The 13511-nt window shown below is 62.7% G+C and carries 5 protein-coding genes and 1 CRISPR repeat array; of the genes, 2 read left to right on the top strand and 3 right to left on the bottom strand.

Going from position 1 to position 13511, the window contains the following annotated elements:
- Positions 1-230: 230 nt before the first annotated feature.
- Positions 231-2702, bottom strand: coding sequence for a CRISPR-associated helicase Cas3' (cas3, locus tag Q0K07_RS04785; RefSeq protein ID WP_294557182.1), 2472 nt, complete (start codon positions 2700-2702; stop codon positions 231-233).
- 165 nt (positions 2703-2867) lie between these two features.
- The gene (locus Q0K07_RS04780; RefSeq protein WP_294557180.1) at positions 2868-5423 is read right to left on the bottom strand and encodes a DUF4268 domain-containing protein; all 2556 of its coding nucleotides are present in this window, start codon (positions 5421-5423) and stop codon (positions 2868-2870) included.
- A gap of 272 nt (positions 5424-5695) precedes the next feature.
- On the opposite strand from Q0K07_RS04780, the gene Q0K07_RS04775 reads away from it, so the two are divergent.
- Both Q0K07_RS04775 and Q0K07_RS04770 read left to right on the top strand, forming a co-directional pair.
- Complete coding sequence (locus Q0K07_RS04775; protein WP_294557178.1) at positions 5696-8425, top strand: PD-(D/E)XK nuclease family protein; 2730 nt, start codon at positions 5696-5698, stop codon at positions 8423-8425.
- Positions 8422-11883 carry an exodeoxyribonuclease V subunit beta gene (locus tag Q0K07_RS04770; RefSeq protein WP_294557176.1) on the top strand — a complete coding sequence of 1154 codons (3462 nt, stop codon included), beginning with the start codon at positions 8422-8424 and terminating at the stop codon, positions 11881-11883. The genes Q0K07_RS04775 and Q0K07_RS04770 overlap by 4 nt, the downstream gene beginning before the upstream one ends.
- A 554-nt stretch (positions 11884-12437) precedes the next feature.
- On the opposite strand, the gene Q0K07_RS04765 is transcribed toward Q0K07_RS04770, so the two are convergent.
- A complete protein-coding gene (locus Q0K07_RS04765) occupies positions 12438-12815 on the bottom strand; it encodes a hypothetical protein (RefSeq protein WP_294557174.1) in 378 nt (125 codons plus the stop codon).
- Positions 12816-12824: 9 nt separating this feature from the next.
- A CRISPR array of direct repeats spans positions 12825-13470; the repeat unit is 36 nt; unit sequence GTCACAACCACGGCCGGCCGTGAACACCCCTGTGGG.
- Between the last annotated feature and the right edge of the window lie 41 nt (positions 13471-13511).

The raw sequence follows: 13511 nt of genomic DNA, 5'->3' as shown, positions 1-13511 counted from the left end.
GTGCTCCTCTGGAAGAAGGAGGATGAATCGGAGACACCTAATTCATGTTGTTAAGTCAAGCGGTGCAGAAAAAAAGGGAAGAAATCTTCCCTTTTGCCCCCCCGGATGAGGGGAAGTCCTTCCGCATGACCTAATTCATGGAAACACCTCCACCTGGGTGGAGACATCCCGTTCCGAAGAGGAAGGCGGGCAGGCTGCGGAATGTATCCTGTTCTTTTATCTGACATTGTTTATTCTGGCAAGTCTTCCTTTTCCCAGCCTGTGCGCGAGGTGTAGCGGCCGCAGGTATGGCCTGCGGCGCAGAGGTCTTCCAGAACGTCGTCGGGGCGTATGCGGGCAAGGAAGAGGGGCTCGTAGTTTTCCTTCACCGGCAGATAGGGCTGAAAAAGGCGGCGTTTTTCCTCCGAGGTGTTGACGGACTGCGTGAAGGCGCTGCTTTTTTTGCGGATGCGCACGATGCTGGAAAAGAGCGCGGCGGAAATTTCCCTGCGCGGGGCGGCGTCGAAGCGGATGACCCTGCCGTCGGCCAGGGTGCAGCCTTCCCGGGAAAGGCTGCGTACCAGAAGCACGGGGCAGGTTTCCTCTTCCACAAGGCGGGTCTGTCCGCTTCTCTGGCTGCCGTCGCTCCGGCTGGCAAGGGCCAGGGTGCGCAGTTGTTCCACCTTGCGCAGAAGGTCGCGCTTCACGGCGTTCAGGGCGGCGGTCTCCTCCCTTTCCGCATAGGTGGCTTCCAGCATGGGGCGTATGTCGGCAGGAAGGCTGACGCTTGTCTTGCCGCTCCACACCTCAAGGGTGCGGGCAAGCACATAGGGTGCGTACACAAGGCCGGAAATGCCGAAGGTCGTGGCCGGGCAGGCGAGGGCCTCTTCCTTGTCCGGGGCGAGCACCCATGCTTCGCGCACGGCTTTTGCGGGGCGCGGCGTGCCTGCATGCCGCCACAGTCGGCCCATGCGCTGGAAGAGCATGTCCGTGGGGCAGAGGCGGGTGATGAGAAAGTCGGCGTCGATGTCGAGGGACTGCTCCAGTACCTGCGTGCCCACAAGAATGCGGCCGCATTGCGCGCGATGGCCGGCGTTCTTGCCGTAAAGGGCCGTCCAGCGGCTTTCGTTGCGTTCTCTGTCCGCAGGGGTGAAGCGGGAGTGGAGCAGGCCTGTTTCCACGTTCATGCCTGCCGCGCGTGCGGCAATGATGCGGAAGAGCCTCTGGGCCTCGGTCACGCTGTTTTCTATCCACAGCACCTGCTGGCCCTGTCCGGCGCGGAGCAGGGCCTCGTTGAGGGCTTCCTCCTCCGCGGCGTTTTGGCGAAGCTGCACCGTGCTGCAGGGCATGGCGCCCGCCCCGGTTTCCAGCAAGGGGGACTCGCCTGCCGGAAGGGCGGTGATGAGGGGATAGGCGTCCTTCCGGCCTTCTCTGCCGATGATGCTTGCGCGGCGCAGGCGCGTGAGCGTGGCGCTCAGCAGAATGACGGTGCAGCCCAGCGCGCGCAGATGTTCCACCAGCGCATCGAGCAGGGTGCCGGTGTAGGCGTCGTAGGAATGCACTTCATCGAGAATGACCACCTTGCCTGCAAGGCCGAAACTGCGCACCGCCGCATGACGCACGTTGATGACGGACATGAGCGCCTGATCCAGCGTGCCCGCGCCGAAGGGCGCGAGAAGGCCGCGCCGGCTCTGTTCAAACCACGAAGCGGCGTTTTTTCCTTCCTCGTTGTGCGTGGCGTAGAGCCAGGCCATGCCGTGCAGCAGCAGTGCGGAGGCCTGGCGGCTTTCCGGGGCAAGCACGGTGTGCAGGAAGGGGAGCAGCCGGGCAAAGATGTTGTTGGAGGTGAGCTGCGTGGGCAGGGCGAAGTACAGACCGCGCGCCTTCTGCGCGGCAAGCAGCCGGTAGGCGGCAAAGAGCGCGGCTTCGGTTTTGCCCGTGCCCATGGGCGCTTCCAGCACATACACGCCCGGGCCTGTGACGGCCTGCGCCAGAGCCTTCTGCACGGCGTTCGGCGCAAAACCGAAAATATCCTGAAAAGCAAGGTCCGGCACGAAACGGAGCGGAAAGAAGCCCGCCTCCTCCACGGCGCGGGGCACAAGGGGCGGCCAGGGCTGACCCGGATCGTCGAAAAGGGAGCCTGAGCCTATCCAGTCGGCCACGGCGGTAAGCCCCTTGAGCAGCGTTTTTTCCTCCTTCGTGTGCAGGCTCGGCAGGGGGCGGCCTTCGCGCAGGCGGCGGATGAGTTCGAGCCGCAGCTGCTGCCAGCCTTCGCCCCCGCATATCTCGTCAAGGGCCGAACACGCTTCCGGCGCAAAGCCGTGATGCCAGCCCGCCACCTCCGCCAGAGCAAAGGATTCCTTCAGGAGCGCGGCCCGGCTTACGGAGGCGTGGGAAAGGGGGCGGGGAGCATCCAGAAAGGGCGCAAGCTGGGGAAAGCGCTGCGCATCGTGCGCCGCCTTGTGGATCATGGCCTGAAAGAAGGGAAAGACCTTGCCTGTGTCGTGCACGGCCACGGCCAGATCGCTCCCTTCGGGAAAAAGCCCTGCCGTGCAGAGCGGAAAGGCGGAAAGCAGCGCCTGCGCCACGGCTCCCGTGATGCGGCAGTGCTCTTCCACCGTGCGGCCGGGAAGCGTTTCCCCGTCCTTGACGCGGCTTTTGGCCAGACATTGTTCCAGCGGCAGGGGTTCCATGGCGGGGGAAGTGCTTTTGCGGCGAATCATGGCGTTTTTCCCGGGAACAGGTTGGCCCTCCCCCGGCGGGAGGAGGAAAAGGAGAGACTACTCTGGGGGAAAGGGCGGCTTTTGTTCTGCGTTATGGAACTGTCCGGCCTTTCATGCCGTGTGTCCGGAGGCTTTTCATGCCCCTGCGGCACGCGCATGCGGTGTTCAGCCTGCAATGTCATGCAGAAGGGGCAGGAAGGCTCGGCAGAAGCTGAGGCTCCCGTGTGCATGAAACTGTGCGATGCGCTCCCAGTCGGCTTCGTGGTAAATGCTGACGCCGCCGAGGACGAGCACCACGCTTGAGTGTTTGAGCTCGCTGTTGCGCTTCCATTGCAGCACACCGGTTTCCTTTTCTATGTCCGCACGATGGGCATGGAGAAGGTCGAATATCCTTTTGTTGCGTTCTTTGCCGGAGCCGAGGTACAGCTCCACGCGCGCTTCGTCCTGATTGGCCACGCAGAGAATCTGGATACCGGCATAGCCCAGGCTGGCGCCCAGATAGTTTCGTCGGGAGGCTGCGGCATGGCGGAAGGGGCCGTCTGTATGGGATTCGCGCAGAATTTCCAGCGCGTATTCCCAGTAGCGGCGGCGGGTAGTATAGCGTGCGGCTTCGTTCAGGGGCTGTTCGCTTTCTTCCTTCAGGGAAAAGACAAGCTCTCCCTCGTCGACGCCGTAAAGTTGGAAGAAGCGGCGCAGGCGCACGATTTTTGCCTGCGTGCTCATGTGCGTGAGAAGCCAGATGTCCGGCGCAATTTCCACCCAGCTGCGTTCATCGGGCTTTGCGGCGGCAACGGCATTGCCGAGAAGGGCGTCGCTGTCTGCCGACTGCGTCAGCCTGAGCAGCACGGAAGGATCGTCCGCATGGAGCCAGGAAAGGATGTTCTGATACATTTCCGACCACTGGGAGGTGCAGTGTTCTTCGCCCCGCCAGCGGAAAGCCACAAGCTGCCGCCCGGTCAGATTGCGGTCTTCGCCAAGGTCGCAGAGTTCGAGCTGTTTTTCTTTCGGCCGGAACGTCGATTCACAGCGCGGCCAGATGTGAAGCGCCTGTTGCAGGAGCGCCTCGCTGCGCTCTTCCAGTTCGGCCGTGCCCCACGCATGCTTCTGGGCGATGAGCTGATTCATGCGCAGGCCGGAATCACGAAAGCCGTTTTTCACATCCCTCTTGTCGGTGAAGGAAAGGTTGCTGTACGCGGAATTGTAGCTTTTCGCCACTATGGTGAGGTTGGCGATGCGGTGCAGCCATGCGGCATGGATATGTTCCGCGTCCGGGCCGAGGTGTTTTTTCCATTCCGGGCTGAGCGTCTGCGGCATGATGTGTTCAATGCTGTAATCCCCGTCCGTGAGGTGCTGCCATACGTCCCGGGTTTCCAGCGTGCCGTGATTTTCCAGCCGTTCAAAGAGATAGGTCTTGTTCTTGGCCTTCATCTGATAAATGTTTCTGGTGGTGAAGGCGGCACCGAATTCCTCATCATCCGGGAAGCGCCCGCTTTCACGCCGTACGGAAAGCACATATTTCAGCTTTTCGACATACTGTGCTGCCGTTCCGTCAAAGCGCAGGATTTCCTTGTGCAGCGTAAGGAATATTTTGTTCAGGGAGTTGGCAGGTACTTCACAGATGATGCGCCGGAAAAGAAAACTTTCGATAATCTGGAAGATTGTTTCAATATCCGCAAGGCTGAGGCTCTTTTCCTGTTCATGAAGGCGCAGAATTTCCAGCAGGAAAGGCCGGCTTACCGTGCTTTCCAGCCAGTTCAGGCGGAATATGCAGTCGTTGAGCGTTCTGCTTTTGGTGCCTCCCGTCAGAAGGAGCCTGTAATACCTGGCATAGGTGAGCAGGTCTTTGAGCAGCTCCTCAATGTCATGTCGCGAGGGGGACGGCCATGTCTTGTAGACATATTCTTTGAACGCAAGGTAGGTTTTACTGATGACGGGAGTGACCTGCTGCTTGATGCTGAGAAAATCCCGCACGAAGGCGCTCACGTCATAGCGGGTGCATTCTTCGATATTGTTCCAGTATTGTTCGTAGAATGTTTCCTGCGTGAGGGAATCCAGCCCCATCAGAATAAAGTTGCGTATCTTGTCGCCTTCGCTCAGGGCGAGGCCCGTAGAGTTCAGGCTTTCAAAAATGAGCTGAGGGTCGTCTTCGGAAGCGCTCAGTCTGATATGAATGATGACCAGGCGCTTCAGGGCGTCGAACAGGGCATCGACGGGAAGCGTCTTTTCACGGAGCCTTTTGCAGAAATAGTCGTAGTTGACCGTGAGATTGGAATCCCTGATGTGGTCGGCGGGGCTTTCAAACAGTTTCTGAAAGGCCTTCTGATCGTTTTTCACCGGCTTGAGCTTGATGCGCGTGTCGTTCGATTTCCACTTGTTGATGAGATATTCTTCCTGAATCATGGAGGCGAGGTGCGGAGAGTCCGACACAAGCTCGCCGGACGCGAGAAGGTCGTGGAGCGCAAGCAGAAGAAGAGAAACAGTCGTCAGCCTTTGCTGACCGTCGATGATGAGGAACTGCTCACTGTCGGCTTCCGCATCGTAGAAAGAAACGATGCAGCCGAAGAAATGGCTTTTGCGGCCGGATGTTTTCAGCCGCACAAGGTCGTCGAAGAGCTGTTTGCACTGTTCGTTCTTCCAGTCGTAATTTCTCTGATATACGGGAATGACGAAGCGTTTTTTGGAACTCATGTATTCAAGAAGAGAAATGGCGTCGCCTTTCACGGAGAACTCCTTTCTATGCGTCGGCTCCGGGTCATGGAGGCAGGGTATGTCAGTTTGCACGGCATGACAAGATGAAGGGGCGTCTGCCCCGGTCTCACGCCCCGCGCCTGTCTCCTTTCCCCCTGTTTTCTGCCGGAAAACGTCCTTCGGGGGCATTTTTTGTCCACACAGTGGTGGACGGTGTGACGGACGCTATGGAAAAAAAGCCGGTTTCGGGGTATGCTGCCGGCTGTTTTTTTCAGAACAGCCGACATTCGGACAAGGGAGACGGCATGCAGGTCATACTCGGCAGGTACATGGACGGCGGCGCGTGGCCGGATGCGGTGACGGCCTTCGGAGGCGGGAGAAACGCCGTGGACGGCGTGAAAATCTGCGGTCCGGCGGGCTTTCTTTCCGTGCTGGAGGAAAAGCTCGGTCTTCCCGGCCGGGAGGATGCGGCGGGCAGGCGCACGGCGGCGTGGGAGGCGCGCCTTGCGCGGCATGTTCCGGCGGAACCGGAGGAAGGGGAGCCTTTTTATGCCGCCTCCTTCCGTGTGGACGGCTGGAACACGGCAAAGCGCCTTATTGCGATGCGCGACGAGCTGAAGGATGCCGGGGCGCTGGAAGGGGGAGAGGCCGCGCTTTGGAAGAGCGCCGGAGACTGCGCCGCGGCGGGGCTTTTCCGCCTTGCGGCGCTGTTTTCTCTTGAGGCGGAGGGCGGGCCGGATGAGGCCGACCGCGTGCCTTTTCTCTGCGCGCATATCCGGGAATGGGGCATGGGCGGCCTTGAGGAACTGCGTCTTGCAGAGCCGCGTTCCTGCTGGAGCCGGTCATGGAACGTCCTGTTCGATGCCCTTGTGCAGGAGGGCGTGCGCCTGCACGAGGCAAAGGAGCCTGCGTGCGACGCGCTGAAGCTCCCCGGAGAGAGCTTCCGTCTGGAGGCGGAGAACCCTTCGGAAGCGGCGCTGGCCCTGGCCGCGGTGCTTGGGCGTGAGCAGCGGCGGGGCGCTCCGGGCCGGGTGCTCATCATCCGCCGGGAAGAGGACGGGGAACTGGATACGGCGCTGCACGCCTTCGGCCTGCCCGGCACGGGATGCCGCCGCCGTTCCGCGGCCCGTCCGGCCGATCAGCTTTTTTCCCTGTATCTGCGGGTCAGTCTGTCCGCCTTTGAGCCGGAGCTGCTGCGTCAGCTGCTGCTTCTGCCGCTCTGTCCGCTGGAGGAGACGTTTGCGGCAGAGGTGCTTGCGGCGCTGCGCTTTTCCGAGGTGCTGCCGGAGCGGGGGAAGGACTGGTCGGGCGTATCGGCGTGGCCCAAGGCCTGGCGGAACCTTCTGGAAGAAGACGGGGAGGGAACGTGCCCCCTTTCCGCAAAGGAGCGCCGCGAGGCGCTGGAATGGATTGTGCCCGAGAAGCGCATGGATGCGGAAGAGGAGGGCCTTGCCGCCCGTGCCCGCGCCTGTGCCGCGAAACTGCGCCGCTGGGCGGCGGAGGCGGACCGGCCGGAACTTGCCGTGACGGCGGCCCATTGCCGCGCGCTGGAACAGCTTCTGGAAGGAACGGAAACGCTGACGCGCAGAAGGCTGGATATGCTCATCGACGACGTGACCGGCCGGGGGGAGAGAAGCGCCCCCTGCGCGGAAGAGCGGCCGTGGATCGTGCTTGCCTCCCCGGGGCAGCTCTGGGAGGCCGGCGGGCCTCTCACCGTGATCTGGTGGAACTGCGTGGACAGCGACGCCCCGGCCGCAGGCACGGCATGGAGCTGCGCCGAACGGGCCTGGCTTGAGGAGCAGGGCGTTCTGCCGGAAGGCGCGGCCCTGCGGCTGCGCGCCCGCAATGCGGCCATGCGGCGGCCTTTTCTGTATGCGGAAAGGCTCATTCTCGTCACGCCGCGCACGGCAGGGGGGGAGGAGACTTCGCCCCATCCCGTCATGGCGCTGCTGAAAGAGGAAGGCCTGAGAAGGGTGAAGGCGCAGAGCGTGCTTGCGGGAAAGGGCGGCGCGGAGGGCGGAGCCTTCTGGGCGGTGGACATGCAGGAACTGCCCGCGCCTGTGCCCGTGCTTCCCTGGGAGGGCGGCGCGGCGCGGCCCCTGAGCCTGCCTGCGGAGCTTTCCCCTTCCTCGTTGAAAACGCTGCTCGGCTGCCCCCTGCGCTGGTATCTGGAAAACAGCCTGGGCATCAGGGACGGCGGGCGCGCCCTTCAGGGCGATGCCGCGCTGCTCGGCACCCTGGCCCACAGCGTGGTGGAAGAGCTTTTCACGGAATACGGCGAGGGCATGAAGCGGATGAGCCTGACGCAGGAGGAGATGTTCCGCCGCCTGCAACGCGCGGCGAAAAGGCAGGCCGCGCGCTTCAGCCTGCCCGAAAGGCAGGTGCTTCTGCATGACATGGCCGCAAGGCTTGTCCGGAGCGTGCGGGAACTGTGCCGCTTCCTTGAGCGGGAAAAGCTGCTTTTTCTGGATACGGAACGCTCCTATGAAGGCGAGCTGGAACAGGGCGTGGCCTACAGGGGGCGCTACGACATGGCCTTTGCCCGGGCCGGGGCGCCGGAGGAACCGGCCGTCATCGTGGATCTGAAATGGTCGTCGAGCGATGTTTTTTTCAGGGAGATGAAGGAAGGTTCCGTACAGCTGGCCTCCTACAGGTATCTGCTCCGGCACGGCACGCTTCAGCCGGGGAAGAGGGCGGTTCCCGCCTCGCGCCTGCATCGTCCCGCCGGGCACGATATCGAGGAAGTGTGCTATTTTCTCATGAAAAAGGCGGACATGGTGCGCAGCAGCGAGGATTCGCCCCTGACGCTGGATGAACAGTGGGCGGCCGTTGCGGCGCGCTGGAAGAAGCTCAGGGCCTGCCTTGCGGCGGGAGAGCTTCTTTCGGCCCCGGAATGGGCGTGCAGGCTTGCGGAAGAGGAAGATGAGGAAGCGTGCAGCAAGGCCGCGGCCGCGCAGGCCGCTTCCGTGTGCCGGTACTGCATGTTTCCCCTGCTGTGCGGGCGGAAGGTGGAAAAGGGGAAGGATGTGGCATGAGCGCTCTGGAAAGAATCGTCATCAAGGCGGCCGCAGGCACGGGAAAGACCTTCAGGCTGGTGCAGGAATACGGCAACGCCCTGGGCCTGGGAGAGAGCACCCTGCACGGAGGAGCCTGTTCCCCCGAGGAAATCATTGCCGTGACCTTCACGCGCAAGGCGGCGGCGGAACTGCGCGACCGCGTGCGCAGAAAGCTGCATCGGGCGGGCAGGAGCGACCTTGCGGAAAAGGCGGAAGGCGCCTTCATCGGCACGGTGGACAGCATCTGCCTCAGGCTCATTCAGGAATACGCCCTGGACGCCGGATTTTCCCCGTTTTTGCGCGAAGTTGCGGAGGAAGACGGGCGCAGCCTCTTTGACAGGGCGCAGGCGGCCGTGCTGGAAAGCCGGGGAGAAGAGGAGCACGACCTGCCTTCCCTTTACCATGCCTTCGGCCTGTACGATACCCGGAGCAACCCGGACGAGGGGGTGGAGAGCGAACCCGTATGGCAGGCCGTGGTGCGCGAACTGGCCGAAACGGCGCGCGTGCACGGCTTCGACCGCAGGGACATGGAGGAGGCGGCCGAAGCCTCCTGCGCGGAGTTTTTTTCCTTCATCGTGCCGGGGGCGGCCGTTCCCCGGCTTGCCGATCTCAAGCAGCGCATAGCCGGGGCGCGGCGGGAACAGTGCCGCGACGAGCTGTACCGGCCCTACAGGGGCGCAAGAAGCGCGAGCACGCAGAAACATTTCGACCTGCTGGAAAAGCTCGATACCATGCGCCTTGAAGACATGCGCTGGAAGGACTGGTTTCTTCTGGCCGGCGCCGATCCCAGGCCGAAAGGCGGGGACAGCGCCCCTCCCTTTGCCGACATCCTGCACCACATCGCCTTCGACGCATGCCGCAGCCGGGAGTTCGGGGAAGATGTGCGCCGCCTCATCCGCGAGAGCTTCCGGGCCGCCTCCGAAGTGGTGGAACGCTTTGAGCAGCTCAAAAAAGAGGAAGGCGTGCTGGATTTCACCGACATGGAGCGCAAGGCCGTGGAGCTTCTTTCCCTGCCGCGGGTGCAGGCGCTTCTGCGGGGGCGCTTCCGCGTGCTTTTTGTGGACGAATACCAGGATACCAGCCCGCTGCAGCTGCGGATTTTTCAGCTGCTGGGGCAGATCATCGAAGGCGGCGAAAAGCCGGGCCGCGTCATCTATGTGGGCGACGACAAACAGTCCATCTACGGTTTCCGGGGGGCGGTGCCGGAACTGACCCGCGCGGGCACGCCGCGCACCGTGGGCGGCAGGGCGCGGTGGAAGCACGACACGCTTTGTGTGTGCTGGCGTTCTCTGCCTGCGGTCACCGGTTTCGTGAACGCCTTCTTTTCCTCGCTGGAAGAAAGGTTCGGCCGGGGCTTTCTGGCGCAGGAGCCGGGGGGCAGGCTCGACATACGGCATGCGCTGAGCGACGAGGCCGCCGCACAGCGCAGAAAAAGCGGCGAGAAGGAGGGCGCTTCCCGCGCGGGGCAGCTGGCCCTTGCAGAGGCCGTGCCTTCTCTTCAGCTCTGGCATCTCGCCCTGTCGGAAAAGGGCAGGTGGAACAATACCGGCCGCGCCTCTGCCGTGGCGGCGCTGGTGAAGCGCGCGCTGGAGGAAGGGCTGCCTGTGGACAGAAAGTCCGGGCAGGACATCACGGGCCTGCGTCCTCTTGCGCCCGGCGACATTGCCGTGCTCTGCCGCACCAACGTGCAGTGCCGCGCCGTGGCCGATGCCCTGAGCGCTCTGGGCATTGCCGCAAAGCTCAGGCGCAGGGGACTGCTCGAACAGGATGAGGTGCGGCTCTGCCTGTATGCGTGCCGTCTTGCCGCCGACCTGCACGACACCCTGTCCATGGCCTCCCTGTACCGTCTGCTGGTGGGCGGCGACTGGTTTTCGGCCGCCTCTTCCGGCGGGGAGGGGCTTTTTCCTCCCCTTTTCGAGCCGCTCCGGCGGCTGCACGCGGCCATGACCCGTCTTTCGCCTTCGGAACTTCTGGATGCCGTGATAGGCGACATGGACGTGTACCGCAGGGTGTGCGCGTGGGGGCACGGGCAGGAACGCACGGCCAATATCGAGCTTCTGCGCGACTTTGTGCGCCATTATGAAAAAACGGCCCGGGCCGCGCGCCGTCCGCTCACCGTGCAGGGCTGGCTCGACGCGCTGGAAGAGGAAAATCCCGAACGCGCCTGCGTGGGCGAAGATGCCGTGAGCGTGTGGACATGCCACGAAGCCAAGGGGCTGGAAAGCCCCATGGTGGTGCTCTACGGGCTTTCGGGCAAGGCGCGCGAACCTTCCCCGTGGGGCGTGCGCCGCACCTGCGACCTTGCGGACTTCACCGGCGAGGAAGACCCGCTGGAGCGCTGCTCCTTCCGCTGGCTGCCCGATATTCTGGAAAAGGCATTTCCCCCGGCAAGGTTTCAGGTTCCGCCCTTCATGGATCCGGAACGTCTGCAGAAGGCGTTCCGGGAGGCGGAACAGACCCTGCGCGAGGAGGAACTGCGCCTGCTCTATGTGGCCATGACGCGGCCGAAGAGCATTCTTGCCCTGGTGACGGAAACCGTTTCCGAACATAAGGTCGACATTGCGGCCCCTGCGCTCCGCATCTTCAGCCCGCAGGCGGGGCGCGAGCTTGACGCGCTGGTGGAACATGAGGGCGAGGGGTACCTGCTCGGCAGGCCCTGCCGTGTTCTGCGCATGCTTCCCGAAGAGGTGCAGACGGGGGAGCAGACAGCGGAGCCTGAAAAGCGGAGCTTTCCCGCAGGCGGCCCGGCCCCGGCAGCTTCCTCCCTGCCGGAGAAGACCTTTTCCGTGACTGCCCGGTGGCAGGAGGATGTGCCGGGGTACAGACCCGTGCGCGGCATTGTGGAGGATGCCCCGCGCGACAGGCTCGGCGACATGCTGCACGGCTGGTTTGCCGTGTGGTTCGGCATGAGCGGGGAGCGGCGCAGCGAGGAGCGCGCCTGCGGCAGAATGCAGAAGCGGCTTGAACGCTTCTGCGCGCTGTGGAACGAGCCGGAACCGCTCTGGCCGGATGCCGCCCTGTACCTGGAAGAGCTGAGCGAACACCTGGGCACGGCCCTGCAGCGCTGGTTTGAAGGGCGCGCGGACAAAAGGCCGGGCGATGCGCTGGTCATCCGTACCGAATGGCCCGTGGAGCACCTGCCGGACGGGGAGGCTTCCTTCCGCACCGATGCCATGCGCCTCGACCTTCTGGCCGAGGTGCGCCGCGCCGACGGAACCTGCGGCCCCTGCCTCATGGTGGATCACAAGTGCGGCCGGTACGAAGAGATGGATGAAACGGTGCTGGCGGAGCGCCTGAAGGAGGCCTACGGGGCGCGTCAGCGCGACTACATGCTTGCCCTGCGCGCCATGGGCCGGGAATGCCGCTGCCTGCTCCACCTGCCGCTGGAAGGCAGGTTTTTGGAACTGCGGCTGACGGAACAAGGGCGGGAGTCCTGAATCCGGCGGCGGTTGTTCCGGGAAACGCCCATGGCCGCCGGAGCGCGCAAAAACGGCGCCTTTTCCGCCTTCTGCCGTCTCAGAGCGCAGAAGGCGCGGCCTGCCCCATGCCCGGAAATAAGGGATGCGGCGCCTGTGGTGAAAAACGCTGCACAAAAAAACGCCTTTCTCCAAAGAGGCGTTTTTTTACCCCCGGCATGGGATTCATCACCGGAAAGGCGCTCCGGCAGGCCGCCCTGTTCCATGCAGGGGAGGGCCGCGCCCTGCGGCGCAGACGCCCGGGGGAAGCACTTTTTTCTCCATACAGGGCGTTCTGCACGCTTGTGGGAAAAACGTGCCTTCCCGCTCCGGGCGGCCCTGCTGCGGCACATTGCGGCGCGGCGGATGAGGCATGAGGGCTGTCTTTCCTGGGGAAGAACGCTTCCCCGGAGCTTGGGAACGGCGGGCCTTATGAGAAGTTTTCCAGGAATAATTCCTGATAATAGAAGCAGGGCACAGAGAAGCGGCAGCGCCCTGTGCCGCGTTCACCGGCAGGGCGGGCCGGGAAGGGCCGCTCACCCGTCGTTTCTGGTAAAGTAAAAATTGCAGTCGTCGGAATAGGTGCAGGTATAGCCGTAGGATTCCGCAAGCACGGCAAGCGCGAGATAAAGATTCCCCCGCCGCGGCTCTGCGCCTGTTCCGAACCAGAAATAGCGGATGGGATGCGTCTTCAGAAAATGCAGAAGGATCCGTGCCGCCCTGCGGTAGACAAGCATGCCGAGAATCTTGTTGCGGGCGGGGACATAGGCCGTTCCCGGAAGGGGCGTCTGGAAATCGTCCAGCGGGGGATTCAGCAGTTCCAGAACCACCTGAAAGTCATCCGTCATGACAAGGCGGTAAGGCTCCATTCCCGGAATACGGATGTATTCTTCAAACAGCAGAAAATCTTCCATGGCGTTTTTCCGGCAACCACGGCCGACCGTGAAGCCCCCTGTGGCAGTTCAAGATGCCTTTTGAATCAAAGGCGATGAGTCACAACCACGGCCGGCCGTGAACACCCCTGTGGGTTTGAGGTTGATGACCAGGAGTGATGGTAGAAGTCACAACCACGGCCGGCCGTGAACACCCCTGTGGGACTGTGACGAGTACGAAAAACTTTCCTTTGTGTCACAACCACGGCCGGCCGTGAACACCCCTGTGGGATTATCCCGTTTATAGAACCTGAACAAGATGTCACAACCACGGCCGGCCGTGAACACCCCTGTGGGCCTATCGATACTGGATATCCGCCTCATATGAGTCACAACCACGGCCGGCCGTGAACACCCCTGTGGGTTTACTGGATAAGCGTCCCATACAACCTCTATGGGTCACAACCACGGCCGGCCGTGAACACCCCTGTGGGATCGTGGCTCTGGCTGGAAGACGTCTTGGAAGGTCACAACCACGGCCGGCCGTGAACACCCCTGTGGGTTTCTATACTAGGATTTCGTGTAAATAGTTTTTGTCACAACCACGGCCGGCCGTGAACACCCCTGTGGGGGTTATGGTGAAGGAATTCGTCGATGGCAAGTCACAACCACGGCCGGCCGTGAACACCCCTGTGGGGCTTGTCTTTTTTTATCCTTATATTTCAGGCGTTGCAAGCA

The sequence above is a fragment of the uncultured Mailhella sp. genome (assembly GCF_944324615.1).
Taxonomy (GTDB): Bacteria; Desulfobacterota; Desulfovibrionia; order Desulfovibrionales; family Desulfovibrionaceae; genus Mailhella.
This window is presented reverse-complemented; position numbering and strand designations above follow the sequence as displayed.

Excerpts from the sequence above, each read along its gene's own strand:
- Q0K07_RS04775 (WP_294557178.1), top strand. The coding sequence starts at position 5,696 with ATGCAGGTCATACTCGGCAGGTACATGGACGGCGGCGCGTGGCCGGAT.
- cas3 (WP_294557182.1), bottom strand. The coding sequence starts at position 2,702 with ATGATTCGCCGCAAAAGCACTTCCCCCGCCATGGAACCCCTGCCGCTG.
- Q0K07_RS04770 (WP_294557176.1), top strand. The coding sequence starts at position 8,422 with ATGAGCGCTCTGGAAAGAATCGTCATCAAGGCGGCCGCAGGCACGGGA.
- Q0K07_RS04765 (WP_294557174.1), bottom strand. The coding sequence starts at position 12,815 with ATGGAAGATTTTCTGCTGTTTGAAGAATACATCCGTATTCCGGGAATG.